This window comes from Microbacterium sp. PRC9 (genome assembly GCF_031844125.1).
Lineage (GTDB): Bacteria > Actinomycetota > Actinomycetes > Actinomycetales > Microbacteriaceae > Microbacterium.
Genome location: NZ_JAUZUR010000006.1, coordinates 106,255 through 121,109, shown reverse-complemented (window position 1 = coordinate 121,109; position 14,855 = coordinate 106,255). Strand labels below are relative to the sequence as shown.

The following is a 14,855-nucleotide window of genomic DNA, read 5'->3' as shown; positions in this document are numbered from 1 at the left end:
GTCGTGTGCACGCGCTGGATGCGGACGACACGGTAACTGTCAAGGGCGGCCGCCGACTCCACACGCTGGAAGCTCGCGACGCGGCGCCGAGCCTCCCGGCGGCCCGGTTCGACGGCGTCGACACGCGGTTCGGCCTGGAGGGCATATGAGCTTCTCCCCCGCCGAGAGGTTTTCGAGCGGCGGATCCACCGTAGCGGCGCGGTCGGCGTGAGGATCGCTGGAGGCGCGATCAGACGTCTTATCTTCGATCAACCTTCACGTCAGATCTATGCAGGATCGAAGATAAGTACTAAACTCGACTCATGGAAGCCTTCTCGCCGACCGTTGAACATGTGGGCCATGCGTTCGTGCTCAGGGAGTTGTTCGGGGACGCGGAGTCAGCGCAGTTCGAGATGAACCGGCGTGCGTCGCGGCAGAGCGAGCATCTCGCCGAGGTGCTCGACTTCGCGCGCGCACATCCTGAGCTGTACGTGAACGTGGACTTCGATCCGCGCCTCGCCGGAAGGTTTCCATCGCTCGGCGGCGATGCCACGCTGGCGGAGCGGTGCGCAGCTCTCGAGGCGTCTTCGCGGCTGCGGCTCACGGAGGGCGAAGTGCGGTCGTCGGCGGCCGTGGCGCAACGGGCGCTCGCGCAACTCCCCCGCGTTTGGCAGGCCGCGCGCGATGGGCTGATATCGATCGCGCACGTGAAGGCCGTACTCGCCCAGTTGCCGCTCATCGAGAGTGTCCCCGATGCGAGCGGCGGGTTCGATGAGCTGATGCGCGATATTGCCGTGTCGTCCACTGTCAGCGGCACCCGCCGGCAAGCTCGCCTGGTCGCCGACCGGCTGACGGCGTGCACCCGCACGCAGCGGCACGTAGCCGCCTTCGCTCGACGCACGGTGTACGTCGAGGACGTCGCCGACGGCATGTCGTGGGTATACGCGATGGTCACAACAGATCGTGCACACGCTTTCGACCGCGAACTCTCGCTGACGGCGAAGCAGATGCCTGCGGTCCAGCGCGACGGTCGCACGACAGGGCAGATCCGTGCGGATCTGTTCGCTGACATGTTGATCGGCGGCGACGTCACTCGAGTGAAGTCGAAGGTGCTCGTGACCGTTCCTCTCGACCGGCTCGTTCCCGCGGCGAGGGCGAGCGTGCGCCTCCCGGCGATCTCCACCGAGGTGGCGGGTCTGGATCTGAACAGTGACTGCCTGATCCCCGGAATCGGAGCGATCGACGATGCCACCGCCCGGCAGATGCTGCTCGACGCCGGCGCATTCACGAGGGTGATCACCGACCCGGTGACCGGCGTCATCCTCGACATGGACCGGCGAGCCCGCAAGGCCACCCGTGCGCAACGAGAGTGGCTGGCTCTGGTGCATGGCACGTGCGCACGCGACGGCTGCGACCGCCTCGCGATCGACGGAGACATCGATCACCACTGCGCCTATCACGGTCCTGATCGCGGCGAAACCGACATCGCGAACCTCGATCCGCTGTGCGACCCCGACCACGCGCTGAAAGACACCACGCTGCTGCGACATCAGAGGCGGGCGGACGGCAGCATCGAGGTCGAGTTCCCCAGCGGGCATCACACCACGAACCCGTTCGCCGGCCTGGGAGAGCGCGTCCGCGCGTTGCTCGACCTGATCGCAGAACCGCCGGAGAACCCGCCCTTCTGACGTCCGGTACGGCACGATCGAATCGAACCGCGATAGTCGGGCGCGTCCCTGCGCGCCCGACGAGGCTGGTGTGGAAGGAGGAACCGTGATCGCGATTCTCAACCGGGTGATCGAGCTCGTCGAAGCCGACCTGTCGGTCGACGTCGACGTCGCCGGGCTCGCCGCCGGCCTCGGCACCACCGAGTACCACGCACGCCGCATGTTCTCATCGCTCGCGGGCATGCCGCTGTCGGAGTACATCCGTCGCCGGCGGATGACCGTCGCTGCCGCTGAGGTGCTCGGCGACGGCGAGATGCTCGACATCGCGGTGCGCCATGGCTACGGCTCCACCGAGGCGTTCGGTCGTGCGTTCCGTGCGGTGCACGGTGCCAGCCCCGCTGATGTGCGCCGCGACGGCGGTCCCCTTCGATCGCAACCGCAGCTCAGGTTCCGCCTGACCGTAGAAGGGAACACACCCATGGACACCCGCATCGCCGACCGACCGGCCTTCCTGCTGATCGGTCATGCCGCACGCGTGCCCCTCATCCACCAGGGGGTCAATCCGCACATCCAGGCCCACATCGCCGCTCTGCCCGTCGCCGAGCACGCGCGGCTCAAGGACCTCAGCAGCACCGAGCCCGCCGGGCTTCTGCAGGTGAGTGCCGACATCGACCCCGACTACATCGAGGGCAGCGAGCTGACCTACCTCCACGGTGTCGCGGTCGGTGAGGACGTCTCCCCGCCCGATGATCTCGATGTGATCGAGGTTCCGGCCGGCGCGTGGGCGGTCTTCCGCACGGAAGGCCCATACCCCGCCGCACTTCAATCGACCTGGGCCGCGACGGCGAGCGACTGGTTCCCGTCCAACCCCTGGCGACTGCGGCCGGGCCCGTCCATCGTGGCGGTGCTCGACCGCTCCCCTGACTTCAGCACGGCGACGTGCGAACTGTGGTTGCCGGTCGAGCGCGACGAGTGATCGGGTCGGTCTTCCGGCGGGTTCAGAGGGACGCCGCGAGGATCGACTCGACGACCTCAGTCACGGCGTCGTGATCCGGGAGGGCGCCCGACGCTCCCGCCGACAGGAGGTAGGCGCTGCCCGCGAGCGCCAATGCCAGAACGGGGACGTCGGCGTCCTTGCGGATCCACCCGACCTCGCGTCCCGCGGCCAGGACGTCCGCGACCGCGGTCGTCGCATCGCCGAGCAGCGGAATGCCGGGCGAACCATCGCCGACACGCCGCCGCACACCGTCGCGGCCGATGACGAGGCTCACGAGCCCGAGCATCGTCGGTGTGAAGGTCTGCTCGATCACATCCGTGGTCGCGGCCGCGGCGGAGTCCGCCACACGCGGCTCGATCGCCTGGATGCGGACGGCCTCGTCTGCCACGAGGGCTGCGACGTAGGCGTCGAAGTCCTCGAAGTGGCGATGCAACACACCCTTCGCGACGCCGGACGCCTCGGTCACCGACCTGCTGGTGAGCGCGTCGGCTCCGTGTGCCGCGAGAACTTCTCGTCCCGCATCCAGCAAGACGCGGCGTGGATCCTGAAGCGCGTGACCGGTGGGCATCCGACTCCTAATGGGCGAGCGCCCATTCAAAGTGGGCGCATGGTCACTCTACCTCCGGAACGCGTCGTCTGGCAGACTTCCGGGATGCCGCACACCGACGCGCTCGCCCGCCTCTGGCCTGCTTCGGCGGTGTCGGTGCGCGCGGGCGACCTCGAGCTCCGCTGGATCGACGACGCATTGCTTGTGCAGCTCGCAGAACTCGCGGGCCGAGGCATCCATGATCCTGAGATGATGCCGTTCGAGCACCCCTGGTCGCGCGGCACGGCGGAGGACGTCGCGCGGAGCGTCCTCACATTCCAGTGGGGCATCCGAGGCCGCGTCTGCGCCGACGCGTTCGTGCTCGAGTTCGCGGTCCTTCACGACGGCATCCCCGCCGGCGTTCAGGGTCTGACGGCGAATGAGTGGCCGGTGCTGCGCCGTGTGACGACAGGATCGTGGCTGGGGCACGCTCACCAGGGGCGCGGCATCGGCACCCGCATGCGGATGCTTGCGCTCCATCTCGCGTTCGAGGGCCTCGGGGCGCGGGAGGCGACGTCGGGCGCCTTCGTCGACAACGGTCCGTCGAACGCCGTGTCACGGCGCGTGGGCTACGAGTCCGACGGCGCCGTCCATGTCGCTCGCGAAGGCGTCCCCGTCCTGCACAACCGCTTCGTCATGTCGCGCGAGCGCTGGGAATCTCTCCGCGGCGATCACGCCGCAGCACTTGGCACGCCGATCGAGATGAGAGGGGTCGAGGCGTTCCGATCGTCGATCGAGACCTCCTCCGAGCACCTGCGCACATGACTCCGGCTGCGGGCACCGCAGCGCCCGCAGCCGGAAAGTCGTTCAGAGTCCGGCGGTGTCGTCCGTCGTGCTCGTGCTCCGGCGTGTGACCTGCTCGTTGACGTTGGGGTCGACCGCGGTGCGCGTGACGGACTCCGTGCGGCGGCGACGCGCCAAAAGCACGATGCCGATCAGGAAGATGACGGCTCCGGCACCCATGAGGATGTAGCCGATCATGTCGAGATTCACCCACTCGACCTCCACGTTCACCGCGAACGCGAGGATCGCTCCGATGGCGAAGAGGGCGATGCCTGCTCCGATACTCATGCGAGGTGTCCTTTCCGGGGCACGGCGAGCGGCCCTCCCCTATATCGGGACGAGTAGTCCCGCGCCTACGCTCCCGCATCCCTACCTGTATCAGGGAGGGGGTTGACAGGCGACGGATGCTGCCGCAAGGCGCAGCTCGGCTCACCCCGCAGGACGGCCCGGTGAGTGGGCGGGCGCGGGCGGCAGCATCCGTCGCGGTGACTACTGTGGAAGGGTGCACAGTCTGTCCCGTCCTCGCGCGACGGGGCCGGGAGCATATGCCTGGGTGATCTGGGCCGTCGGCGTCGCCGCGTACGTCCTCGCGATCACGAACCGCTCGTCGCTGAGCGCCGTCGGCGTGGATGCCGCAGCGCGCTTCGACGCGGATGCCGCGACGCTGTCGATGTTCGCAGTGGTGCAGCTCGCGGTGTACGGCGGGATGCAGATCCCGATCGGCGTCCTTCTCGACCGGTACGGCGCGCGGCCGATCATGACGGTCGGGATGCTGCTGATGGCGGTGGGACAGCTGACCATGGCGATCTCCCCCAGCGTCGGCGTGGCGATCCTCGCGCGCATGCTGCTGGGCGCCGGCGATGCGGCGATCTTCCCGGGCGTGCTGCGCCTGATCGCGACGTGGTTCCCCGCGCAGCGCGGCCCGATCATGGTGCAGCTCACCGGCATCGTGGGTCAGGCGGGGCAGCTCGTCGCGCTGATCCCACTCGCAGCGCTCCTGCACGCCACCAGCTGGACCATCACCTTCGGCAGCATCGCCGGGCTCGGCGTGCTGTTCGCGATCCTCGTCTTCCTGCTCATCCGCAACCACCCGCCCGACCGCGACGAGGACGTGTCGGTCGACACCGACACGGGCGCGACCCGGGTCGTGACGTCGTCCGTGGACACCGGGGTCGGCATCCGCGCGGCCTGGGCGCATCCGGGGACACGTCTGGCCTTCTGGTCGCACTTCACCACGCCGTTCGCGGGAACCGCGTTCGTGCTGCTGTGGGGCATGCCGTTCCTCACCGCGGGCGAGGGGCGCACGACGGCCGAGGCCGCGTCGATCATGTCGCTGTACGTCGTGGTGGGCATGGCGCTCGGACCCATCATGGGCGAGCTGTCGCGCCGCATCCCGCACCTGCGTTCGCGGGCGCTCGTGCTGCCCACCGTCGCCGTGCAGGCGGTCGCCTGGCTCGTCGTGATCGCCTATCCGGGACCGGCGCCGCTGTGGCTCCTGCTCGCGCTCGCCGTGGCCCTCGCGACCGGCGGGCCTGCGTCGATGATCGCGTTCGACCACGCCCGCACGCACAATCCGTCGCACCGCCTCAGCACCGCTACCGGGGTGACGAACGCGGGCGGATTCCTCGCGGCACTCCTCGCGATCCTCCTCATCGGCCTCGCGCTCGACCTGCAGGGTGCCGGAACGCCCGAGACGTACAACCTGGATGCCTTCCGTCTCGCGTTCCTGATGCAGGTGCCGCTGTGGGCGCTCGGCAGCATCTTCATCGTCATCGAGCGCAAGCGCACGCGCATCCGCCTCGGAATGGATCCGCCCCGCGCGCGGCGCCGCCGGCGCGGCTGAGCGCGGCTGAGCGCCCGGGTGGCGGCATCCGCTCGATACTGTGTCCCTGTCCGGGTCGGATGAACTGCCCGGATCGAAAGGATGCCCGTGTCCGATCCCCTCGTCATCGCGCCGGAGGTGCGGGACGCCGTCGCCTCGGGCGATCCCGTGCTCGCGCTCGAGTCCACGATCTTCACGCACGGGCTGCCGCGCCCGCGCAATCTCACGGTCGCCCTCGAAGCCGAGGCCCGCGTCCGGGCGCTCGGCGTCGTGCCGGCGACGATCGGCCTCGTCGACGGACGCCCCACCGTGGGCCTGTCGCCCGACGAGATCGAGCGCCTCTCGACCGCCGACGGTGTCGTGAAGGCGAGTGTGCGGGACGTGCCCGTCGCCGTGGTCAAGGGGCTCAGCGCGGGGACGACCGTGGCCGCCACCGCGCACCTCGCGGCACGGGCCGGCGTGCAGGTGTTCTCGACCGGCGGGCTCGGCGGCGTGCACCGCGGAGCCGCGCGGACCTTCGACGAGTCCGCCGACCTGCCGACCCTGGCGGGGCTTCCGCTCGTGGTGGTGAGTGCCGGCGTCAAGTCGATCCTCGACATCGCGCTCACTCTCGAGCGGCTCGAGACGCTGAACCTCGCCGTCGTCGGCTACCGCACCACGGACTACCCCGGCTTCTACGTCGGCGACTCGGGCTACGACGTCGAATACTCGGTGGACTCCCCCGCCGAGATCGCCGCGATCGCACGCACCCGCGACGCGCTGGGCATCTCGTCGACCCTGTTGGTCGCGAACCCCGTCGGCGCCGATCGCCAGCTCGACCCGGCGCTGCACGACGACGTGCTGACGCGGGCGCTCGCCGCCGCTGACGCGCAGGGCGTGACGGGACACGACACGACTCCGTTCCTGCTGGACTTCTTCCAGCGTGAGACGGCAGGACGGAGCCTCGAGGTGAACGTCGCGGTGTACCGGGGCAACGTCGACCTCGGCGCCCGCATCGCGCGGGCGCTCGCCGGCGACGCCTGATGCTCGTCGTCATCGGCGACCTCGTCGCCGACCTCATCGTCCTCGGCGGTGCGACGCTCGAGCGCGGCACCGACAATCCTGCCGAGGTGCGGCTCACACGGGGCGGAAGCGCCGCGAACGTCGCAGTGGCGGCTGCGGCGCAGCATCCGTCCCGCTTCATCGGCCGTGTCGGCGACGACACGCTCGCCGTCGCGCTCGTGGGCGAGCTCGAGGCCGCCGGCGTCGACGCCCAGGTGCAGCGGCACGGTCGCACCGGCTCGATCGTCGTGCTCGTCGACGCCGTGGGCGAGCGCACCATGATCACCGACCGTGGCGCGGCAGCCGAGCTCGACCGCATCGATCCGGAGTGGATCTCCGACGCCGACTGGGTGCATCTGCCGCTGTACGGCTTCGCGTCGCCCCGCTCGGCGCGGGCGGTGACGGATGCTGCGATCCACGCGGCAGCGCGGGGCGCCCGCGTGAGCCTCGACCTGTCGAGTGTCGCGACGATGCGCGCGCTGGGCGGCGAACTGCTGCGTCGCCTGCTGGAGGAGCTCGAGCCCGATGTCGTCTTCGCGAACGCGGACGAAGCGGCCACAGCGGACGAGCTCGGGGTCGTGCCGGCGGGCGTGTACGTCGTCAAACGCGGCGCGGAGCCCGTGCTCGTCTCCGAGGGCGGCGAGACGACCGCGGTGCCCGTCGACAGAGTCGACGACGTGCTCGACTCGACGGGTGCGGGCGACGCCTTCGCCGCGGGGTACATCGTGGCGGCGCTGGCCGGCGCCGGCCCACGTGAGAGCGCCCGGGCGGGCAGCGTGCTCGCGATGAGCGCGCTGCGCCGCCCGGGCGCGCTGTGACGGCGCTCAGGCGCTCTGGAGGCGCTCCAGCACGTGCTCGATGTCGTCGATGAATGAGTTGTAACCGGCGATCGTCGCGGCGACCTGCTCGTCGGAGAAGTCGCTGCGGTCCTGGCGGATGGTGAGCACGGTGCCGTCGCCGGCCTCTTCCAGGTCGAAGAGCACGGGCAGCCCCGCGTCGTCGCCGGGCTGGTCGGTGAGCGTCATCGCGAGGTGCGAGGGCGGCTCGACCACCTTGTACTCCCCCGCCCAGTCGATGCGGTTGCCGTCGGGCAGCAGCATCACGGCCCGGAAGGCGCCGCCGGGACGCACGTCCATCGTGAGGCTGTCCTGCGGCACCTCCACGGCTGCGGTGCCGAACCACACGGCGAAGTGCTCGGGCTTGGTCAACGTCTCGAACACCAGCTCCCGCGGAGCCTGCAGGGTGCGGGTGACGGTGAAGTACTCAGTCATGGTCGTTCTCCTTCTCTGTGGGTGCGGCGGGGCCGCCGGTCGGTGTCGTGCGGGCAGCGCCGAGCTGCTGCAGCGCGTTGAGGTACTGATCGAGGGCGCCGAGACTGTCTTCCCAGAACTGCGCATATCCGCCGATCCAGACGGATGCCGCCGCCAGGGGTCGCGCGTCGAGCCGGGCCGGCCGGTACTGGGCGTTGCGGCCCCGCGTGACGAGCCCCGCTCCCTCGAGGACGCGGAGGTGCTTCGACACGGCGGCGAAGGTCATGTCGAACGGCTCGGCGAGCTCCCCCACCGTCGCCTCGCCCTGGCTCAGCCGCGCGAGCATCGCACGCCGAGTGGGGTCGGCGAGTGCCGCGAAGGTGCGGCTCAGCGCATCGGTCATCTCGCCTCCTTATTCAACTGATCAGTACAGTACTACTTGGTTGAATAGAAGGTCAAGCCTTTGTCGGAGATGCGCGCTACGGTGACCGCATGCCTCGGGTCGTCTTCTACACCGCCACCACGCTCAACGGCTTCCTCGCCGACGACCACGACTCGCTGGAGTGGCTCTTCGCCGCACCGGGCGGCGAAGGCGGCGATGAGGACTTCCAGCGGTTCCTGGCGGGCATCGGCGTGCTGGTGCAGGGGTCATCGACGTACCGGTGGGTGCTCGAGCACGAGGACCTGGTGGCTCACCCCGAGAAATGGCCGTCGTACTACGGCGACCGCCCCACATGGGTGTTCACGAGCCAGGAGCAGCCCGTGGTTCCGGGCGTCGACATCCGGTTCGCCTCGGGCGACGTGCGCGAGGCGTGGCCGCAGATCCGCGATTCGGCAGGCGACCATGACGTGTGGATCGTCGGCGGCGGCGACCTCGCGGGCCAGTTCGCCGATGCCGGCCTCCTCGACGAGATCCGCGTATCGATCGCGCCCGCGACGCTGCCGTCGGGCAAGCCCCTCCTCCCCCGAAGCCTCGGTGCCGACCGGCTGCAGCTCACCGCCGTGCGGCAGGCAGGTGCCTTCGCCGAGCTCACCTACGCGGTGACGCGCGTCGATCCGGCTGCGCCGTGACGGTCGCTCAGCGGGCGGTCGCTCAGCGGGCGGTCGGGGCGATCTCGGTCCACTGACCGTACTTCGGTTCGCGGCCGTCACCGGACGACGTGCCGGCCAGACGCCGCCGCACCCACGGGCCGACGTGCTCGCGGTAGTAGGCGGCGCCACGGGGGCCCATCGGGGGCAGTGGCGGCTGCGACCACCACTCCGGCACCGGCTCGACGCCGAGTGAGCTCAGCACGCGCGCGGCGACGCGGTGGTGTCCGCGTGCATTCATGTGCAGGCGGTCCTCGGACCAGTACGGCGGCGTCGCCAGCTCCTCGTCGAACCAGTTGTACGCCTGCACGACGTCGGTGCGCGCGGCCAGACGCGCCTCGACGGCGTACGACAGGAGGTCGCCGCGTCGCTGGATCACGCGCTTGAGCGGCAGCTGCGCCGTCGGATTCGCCCCCGAGAGCACGATGAGCTGGACACCCTCCTCGTCGCAGCGGCGCAGCACCGTCTCGAAGGCGGCGAGGACGTGGGCGACGCTGGTGCGGGGGCGCAGCATGTCGTTGCCGCCGCCGTTGAACGACAGGTGCGTCGGCTTGAGCGCAAGCGCCGGCTCGAGCTGCTGCTCGATGATCGGCCAGACGAGCTTGCCGCGGATCGCGAGGTTGGCGTACTCGACGCTCTCGCCGGTGGTGTTCGCCCAGCCCTGTGCCACGAGGTCGGCCCAGCCGCGCACGTGTCCGTCGGGGAGCTCGTCGCCCACGCCCTCGGTGAAGGAGTCGCCGATCGCGACGTATCGAACGGATGCCACGGCCTCAAGCCTACGTCCGGCTCAGCGCAGGACCGGCCACCGTCAGCGGTCGTCGAGCGCGACGCCGCGCCGGTCCACGAGCCCCCACGCCGCCGCGGCGGCCACCGCGAAGAAGACCGCGAACACGACGAACAGCACGGGGGCACCGCCCGCGACGAGCAGCGGGGGCACGACCAGCGGGGCCACGATCGACGCGATGCGCCCGACGCCGGCCGCCCAGCCCGAGCCGGTCGCGCGCAGCGACGTCGGGTACATCTCGGGGGTCACCGCGTACAGGGCCCCCCACGCACCGAGGTTGAAGAACGACAGGGCCATGCCGGCCGCGATGACCCCGCCCGCTCCGGTGGCGGTGCCGAAGAAGATCGCCGACACCGCGGAACCCACGAGGAAGACCGAGAGCGTCGCGCGGCGCCCCCACACCTCGATGAGCCACGCGGCCACCGCGTAACCGGGCAGCTGTGCGAGCGTGATGATCAGGGTGAAGCCGAACGACCGCACGAGGTCGTACCCCTGCGCCACGAGGATCGACGGGATCCAGATGAACGCGCCGTAGTACGAGAAGTTGACGCAGAACCACACCAGCCACAGGCAGGCCGTGCGGACCCGGAACTCGGCCGACCACAGCGTGCCGAGTCGCTGGCCCAGCGAGGTCGCCGCGGCGGGAGGAACCAGGGGCCGCCCTGACGCGGGCACGGGCGCGGCGCCGGCGGCATCCTCGAACGAGCGCACGACGGACTCCGCCTGGCTGAAGCGGCCGCGCCGTTCGAGCCAGCGCGCCGACTCGGGCAGGCCCCAGCGCACGATGAGCGCGTACGCCGCGGGGATCGCGCCCAGCGCGAACGCCCAGCGCCAGCCGTTCTCCGACGCGGGGATCACGAAATAGCCGATGAGCGCGGCCAGCGTCCACCCCACGGCCCAGAAGGCCTCGAGGATCACGATCAGGCGCCCCCGCATGCGCGCGGGAGCGAACTCGCTCACGTACGTGCTCGCCACCGGCAGCTCGGCGCCGAGCCCCAGACCCACGAGGAACCGCAGCACGAGGAGTGCGGCGAGGCCGCCGACGAGCGCGCTCGCACCCGTCGCGACCCCGTACACGAGGAGGGTCAGCGCGAACACCTGACGGCGCCCGAACCGGTCCGCGAGGAGGCCGCCGACGCTCGCACCGATCGCCATGCCCACGAACCCGACCGAGGCGATCCAGCCCGCCTCGGTCGGCGTCAGACTCCACTGGGCCGCGAGCGCCGCGATGATGAAGGAGATGAGCCCGACGTCCATCGCGTCCAGCGCCCACCCGATGCCCGATCCGGTGAGCACGCGCAGGTGCTTGCGGGTGAACGGCAGGCGGTCGAGGCGCTCCGAGAGCGTCGACGACGCGCGGGTTGCAGCATCCGTCATAGCGTCATGCTACGGATGCCGGAACCCGGGCGGGGCTCACGACAGCATGTCGCGCACGCGAGGCATGACCTCGGTGCCGAACAGCTCGATCGAGCGCATCATCTTCTCGTGCGACAGCGTGCCCGTCGAGAACTTCATGTCGAAGCGGGACGCGCCGAGCGTCTGCACCGTGTCGGCGATCTTGCGGGCGACGGTCTCGGGCGAGCCCACGTAGAGCGCTCCCTCGGGTCCGACGTCGTGCTGGAAGCGCAGGCGGTTGTACGTCGGCCAGCCGCGTTCGCGCCCGATGGAGTTGTTCATCGCCTCGAAGCCCTCGTACGCCTCGTCCCACGCCTGCTGATCCGTCTCGGCGACGTGGCCCGGCGAGTGCACCCCGACCGGCAGCTGCGGCTGGTCGAAGGTGTCGAGGGACCGGCGGTACAGCTCGGCGAAGGGCGCGAAGCGCCCGGCGGGCCCACCGATGATCGCGAGCATGAGGCCGTACCCGTAGCGGGCGGCGCGCACCGCCGACTCCGGGGTGCCGCCCACGCCGACCCACGCGCGCAGGCCGTTCTCGGTCTTGGGGAACACGTCGGCGGCATCGAGGGATGCCCGCAGCGTGCCGTCCCAGGTGACGGGCTTCTCGGTCAGCAGATGCGAGAAGAGGTCGAGCTTCTCGTCGAACAGCGTCTCGTAGTCGCGCAGGTCGTAGCCGAACAGCGGGAACGACTCGATGAACGATCCGCGGCCGAGGATCACCTCGGCGCGGCCGTTCGAGACCGCGTCCAGGGTCGCGAACCGTTCGAAGACGCGCACCGGGTCATCGCTCGAGAGCACGGTGACGGCGGTTCCGAGGTGGATGCGTTCCGTGCGCGCCGCCGCGGCCGCGAGCACGATCTCGGGACTGGACACGGCGAACTCGCGGCGGTGGTGCTCCCCCACCCCGAAGAACGACAGCCCGACGCGATCGGCGAGCACCGCCTGTTCGACGACATTGCGGATCGTCTGCGCGCCGCTGATCAGCTCGCCGGAGAGGTCGCGGGTCACGTCGCCGAAGGTGTCGAGTCCGAGCTCGATCGTGGCGGGATCGACAGATGTCATGTGTGCTTCTCCTTTTATGCGCTTGCATGAACCGGCGGCGCGGCCGTGGCATTCCCGAGACGCCCGGACCCCGCGAGCGTAGCGTGGAGGGATGATCCCCTTCGCGGATCGCCGGTCCGCCGGGCGCGAGCTCGCCGCAGAGCTCGAACGATGGCGGGGAACGGATGCCGTGGTCCTCGGCATCCCGCGGGGCGGCGTGGTCGTCGCCGCAGTAGTCGCCGAGGCGCTCGGACTCGACCTCGACGCGGTCGTCGTGCGCAAGCTCGGCGCCGCGGGCCATGAGGAGTACGCCGTGGGCGCGATCGCCGAGGGCGTGCGCATCGTCACGCCCGGCGCAATGAGGTGGGCGGGGATGTCGCCGGAAGACCTCGAGCGCGTGGAGGCTGCGGAGCGCGACGAACTGGCACGGCGGACGGATGCCTTCGGCTCGGCGTCCGTCGAACTGTCGGGGCGGACCGCGATCGTCGTCGACGACGGTGTGGCCACCGGCGCGACCGCCCTCGCCGCGTGCCGCGCGCTGCGCGCCCGCGACCCGGAGCGGATCGTGCTGGCCGTCCCCGTCGCGCCGGAGCAGTGGGAGCCGCCGGCGGACGCCGTGGACGGGTTCGTGTGCCCGCATCGTGAAGCAGACTTCTGGGCCGTGGGCCAGTACTACGACGACTTCCGCCAGACGACGGACGCCGAGGTCGTGGCGCTGCTGCGCCACGACCCCGGCGACTGATCAGCGCGAGAGCGCGGACCGCAGGGTGTCGAGTCCGACACCGCCGAGGTCGAGGGCGCGCTTGTGGAACTGCTTGATCGAGAAGGCGTCGCCCTCGCGCTCGGCGACCTCGTCGCGCAGCTGCTCCCAGATGCGCTGGCCGACCTTGTACGACGGCGCCTGGCCCGGCCAGCCGAGGTAGCGGTTGACCTCGAACTTCACGAACTCGTCGGGCATGTTGACGTTGCGCAGCATGAACTCGAGCGCGAAGTCGGCGTCCCACGGACCCTGGCCGTCGGGACGCGGCTTCTCGAGGTGCACGCCGATGTCGAGCACGACGCGGGCGGCGCGCATGCGCTGGCCGTCGAGCATGCCGAGGCGGTCGGCGGGGTCCGACAGGTAGCCCAGCTGCTCCATGAGGCGCTCGGCGTAGAGCGCCCAGCCCTCGGCGTGTCCCGACGTGCCGCCGAGGAGTCGGCGATAGGTGTTGAGCTGCGCGCGGTTGTACACCGCCTGCGCGATCTGGAGGTGATGGCCGGGGACGCCCTCGTGGTAGACCGTCGTGAGCTCGCGCCAGGTGTCGAAGTCCTCGACGCCCTCGGGCACCGACCACCACATGCGGCCGGGACGCGAGAAGTCGTCGGTCGGGCCGGTGTAGTAGATCCCGCCTTCCTTGGTGGGCGCGATCATGCACTCGAGCTTGCGGATCGGCTCGGCGATGTCGAAATGGGTCTTGCCGAGCTCGGCGACGGCGCGGTCGCTGGTCTCCTGCATCCACTTCTGCAGCGCGTCGGTGCCGTAGAGCTTGCGGCTCGTGTCCTGCTCGAGGAGCGCGACGGCCTCCTCGACGGTCGCGCCGGCCTTGATCTCGTTCGCGATCGCCTCCTGCTCGGCGACCATGCGCGCGAGCTCCTCGACGCCCCACTCGTAGGTCTCGTCGAGGTCGATCGTGGCGCCGAGGAAGCGCCGCGAGTGCAGCGCGTAAAGCTCGCGGCCCACAGCGTCCTTCTCCGTGGCGGCCGGGGCGAGCTCGTTCGTGAGGAACGCCGCGAGCTCGTCGTACGCCACGCGCGCGGCGTTGGCGTTGTCGGCGAGATCGCGCGCGAGCGAGGCGGGCAGCTGCCCCTCTTCGGGAGCGGCTTCGGCGGCGAAGCTCGCGAAGAAGCCGTTCTCCGCGGTGTAGCGGGCGATCTGCGTCGCCACCTCGGTGACCTGCCGGCGGGCGGGCACCACGCCCTGCGCGATGCCCTCGCGAAGAGTCGCGACGTAGCCGTCGACGGCACCCGAGACGGCGCCGAGGCGCTTCGCGATGACCGACCAGTCGTCGCTCGTCGCGGTGGGCATGAGGTCGAAGGCGGAACGGATGTTCTGCGCGTGCGAGGCGATCACGTTGAGATCGCGCAGGTGCCACTGGGCATCGTGCAGGTCGAGCTCCAACTGGAGCTCGCGAGAGAGATCCTCCTTCGTCACGACGTCGACGTCGTCGTCGGCGGTCGCGGCATCGAGCGCGGCGAGGGTCTTGCGGCCCTCCTCCACGAGCCTCTCCTGGCCGGCGGGGCTGTAGTCGCCGAACCGGTCGTTGTACTCGGAACGACCGATGTAGGTCGCGAGCGTCGGCTCGAGTTCGGCGAGGGTGTCGACCCACGCATCAGCGATCTTGTCGATCTGCGTGGGCGTGCGGGTTTCGTCTGTCATAGCAC

General features: G+C 70.4%; 16 protein-coding genes. 8 read left to right on the top strand and 8 right to left on the bottom strand.

The annotated features are described in order from the left end of the window. The first annotated feature begins 302 nt into the window (after positions 1 to 302). A complete protein-coding gene (locus Q9R33_RS14380) occupies positions 303 to 1,667 on the top strand; it encodes a DUF222 domain-containing protein (protein ID WP_311294190.1) in 1,365 nt (454 codons plus the stop codon). An 85-nt stretch (positions 1,668 to 1,752) separates the two neighbouring features. Then, positions 1,753 to 2,622 (top strand): AraC family transcriptional regulator, encoded by an 870-nt coding sequence (locus Q9R33_RS14375; protein ID WP_311294189.1) that lies wholly within the window; start codon positions 1,753 to 1,755, stop codon positions 2,620 to 2,622. A 22-nt stretch (positions 2,623 to 2,644) separates the two neighbouring features. Here the strand turns inward: Q9R33_RS14375 and Q9R33_RS14370 are convergent, their stop codons facing one another. Further along, a complete protein-coding gene (locus Q9R33_RS14370; protein ID WP_311294188.1) occupies positions 2,645 to 3,211 on the bottom strand; it encodes a helix-turn-helix domain-containing protein in 567 nt (188 codons plus the stop codon). An 84-nt stretch (positions 3,212 to 3,295) separates the two neighbouring features. Here Q9R33_RS14370 and Q9R33_RS14365 point away from each other — a divergent pair, with 84 nt between their 5' ends. Further along, complete coding sequence (locus Q9R33_RS14365) at positions 3,296 to 3,994, top strand: GNAT family protein (protein WP_311294187.1); 699 nt, start codon at positions 3,296 to 3,298, stop codon at positions 3,992 to 3,994. A 42-nt stretch (positions 3,995 to 4,036) separates the two neighbouring features. Here the strand turns inward: Q9R33_RS14365 and Q9R33_RS14360 are convergent, their stop codons facing one another. Then, on the bottom strand, positions 4,037 to 4,300 hold the full coding sequence (locus Q9R33_RS14360) for a DUF6458 family protein (protein ID WP_056367234.1): 264 nt from the start codon (positions 4,298 to 4,300) through the stop codon (positions 4,037 to 4,039). 265 nt (positions 4,301 to 4,565) lie between these two features. Here Q9R33_RS14360 and Q9R33_RS14355 point away from each other — a divergent pair, with 265 nt between their 5' ends. The 3 genes from Q9R33_RS14355 (at position 4,566) to Q9R33_RS14345 (ending at position 7,693) form a co-directional block, all read left to right on the top strand. Next, a complete protein-coding gene (locus tag Q9R33_RS14355; RefSeq protein ID WP_311294186.1) occupies positions 4,566 to 5,855 on the top strand; it encodes an MFS transporter in 1,290 nt (429 codons plus the stop codon). Between the two features lie 81 nt (positions 5,856 to 5,936). After that, positions 5,937 to 6,857 carry a pseudouridine-5'-phosphate glycosidase gene (locus Q9R33_RS14350; protein WP_311294185.1) on the top strand — a complete coding sequence of 307 codons (921 nt, stop codon included), beginning with the start codon at positions 5,937 to 5,939 and terminating at the stop codon, positions 6,855 to 6,857. Beyond that, the gene (locus tag Q9R33_RS14345; RefSeq protein ID WP_311294184.1) at positions 6,857 to 7,693 is read left to right on the top strand and encodes a PfkB family carbohydrate kinase; all 837 of its coding nucleotides are present in this window, start codon (positions 6,857 to 6,859) and stop codon (positions 7,691 to 7,693) included. The genes Q9R33_RS14350 and Q9R33_RS14345 overlap by 1 nt, the downstream gene beginning before the upstream one ends. Positions 7,694 to 7,699: 6 nt before the next feature. Here Q9R33_RS14345 and Q9R33_RS14340 read toward each other — a convergent pair whose 3' ends face one another. Together Q9R33_RS14340 and Q9R33_RS14335 are read right to left on the bottom strand one after the other, a co-directional pair. Next, positions 7,700 to 8,146 (bottom strand): SRPBCC domain-containing protein, encoded by a 447-nt coding sequence (locus tag Q9R33_RS14340; protein WP_056367237.1) that lies wholly within the window; start codon positions 8,144 to 8,146, stop codon positions 7,700 to 7,702. Further along, a complete protein-coding gene (locus Q9R33_RS14335) occupies positions 8,139 to 8,528 on the bottom strand; it encodes a metalloregulator ArsR/SmtB family transcription factor (RefSeq protein ID WP_310246452.1) in 390 nt (129 codons plus the stop codon). The genes Q9R33_RS14340 and Q9R33_RS14335 overlap by 8 nt, the downstream gene beginning before the upstream one ends. 89 nt (positions 8,529 to 8,617) lie before the next feature. Between Q9R33_RS14335 and Q9R33_RS14330 the strand changes: the two genes are divergently transcribed. Beyond that, positions 8,618 to 9,196: a dihydrofolate reductase family protein gene (locus tag Q9R33_RS14330; RefSeq protein ID WP_311294183.1), complete on the top strand. Its 579-nt coding sequence runs from the start codon at positions 8,618 to 8,620 to the stop codon at positions 9,194 to 9,196. Between the two features lie 22 nt (positions 9,197 to 9,218). On the opposite strand, the gene Q9R33_RS14325 is transcribed toward Q9R33_RS14330, so the two are convergent. From Q9R33_RS14325 to Q9R33_RS14315, 3 genes are read right to left on the bottom strand one after another with little or no spacing between them, the layout of a single operon-like run. Continuing rightward, positions 9,219 to 9,980: an SGNH/GDSL hydrolase family protein gene (locus Q9R33_RS14325; RefSeq protein ID WP_056367240.1), complete on the bottom strand. Its 762-nt coding sequence runs from the start codon at positions 9,978 to 9,980 to the stop codon at positions 9,219 to 9,221. 42 nt (positions 9,981 to 10,022) lie between these two features. Then, positions 10,023 to 11,375, bottom strand: a complete 1,353-nt coding sequence (locus tag Q9R33_RS14320) for an MFS transporter (RefSeq protein ID WP_311294182.1) — start codon at positions 11,373 to 11,375, stop codon at positions 10,023 to 10,025. A 36-nt stretch (positions 11,376 to 11,411) separates the two neighbouring features. Continuing rightward, positions 11,412 to 12,455 (bottom strand): LLM class flavin-dependent oxidoreductase, encoded by a 1,044-nt coding sequence (locus Q9R33_RS14315; protein ID WP_311294181.1) that lies wholly within the window; start codon positions 12,453 to 12,455, stop codon positions 11,412 to 11,414. Between the two features lie 91 nt (positions 12,456 to 12,546). On the opposite strand from Q9R33_RS14315, the gene Q9R33_RS14310 reads away from it, so the two are divergent. Then, a complete protein-coding gene (locus Q9R33_RS14310; RefSeq protein ID WP_310246465.1) occupies positions 12,547 to 13,176 on the top strand; it encodes a phosphoribosyltransferase family protein in 630 nt (209 codons plus the stop codon). Here the strand turns inward: Q9R33_RS14310 and Q9R33_RS14305 are convergent, their stop codons facing one another. Then, positions 13,177 to 14,850 (bottom strand): DUF885 domain-containing protein, encoded by a 1,674-nt coding sequence (locus Q9R33_RS14305; RefSeq protein WP_310246468.1) that lies wholly within the window; start codon positions 14,848 to 14,850, stop codon positions 13,177 to 13,179. It abuts the gene before it with no gap. Positions 14,851 to 14,855: the final 5 nt, after the last annotated feature.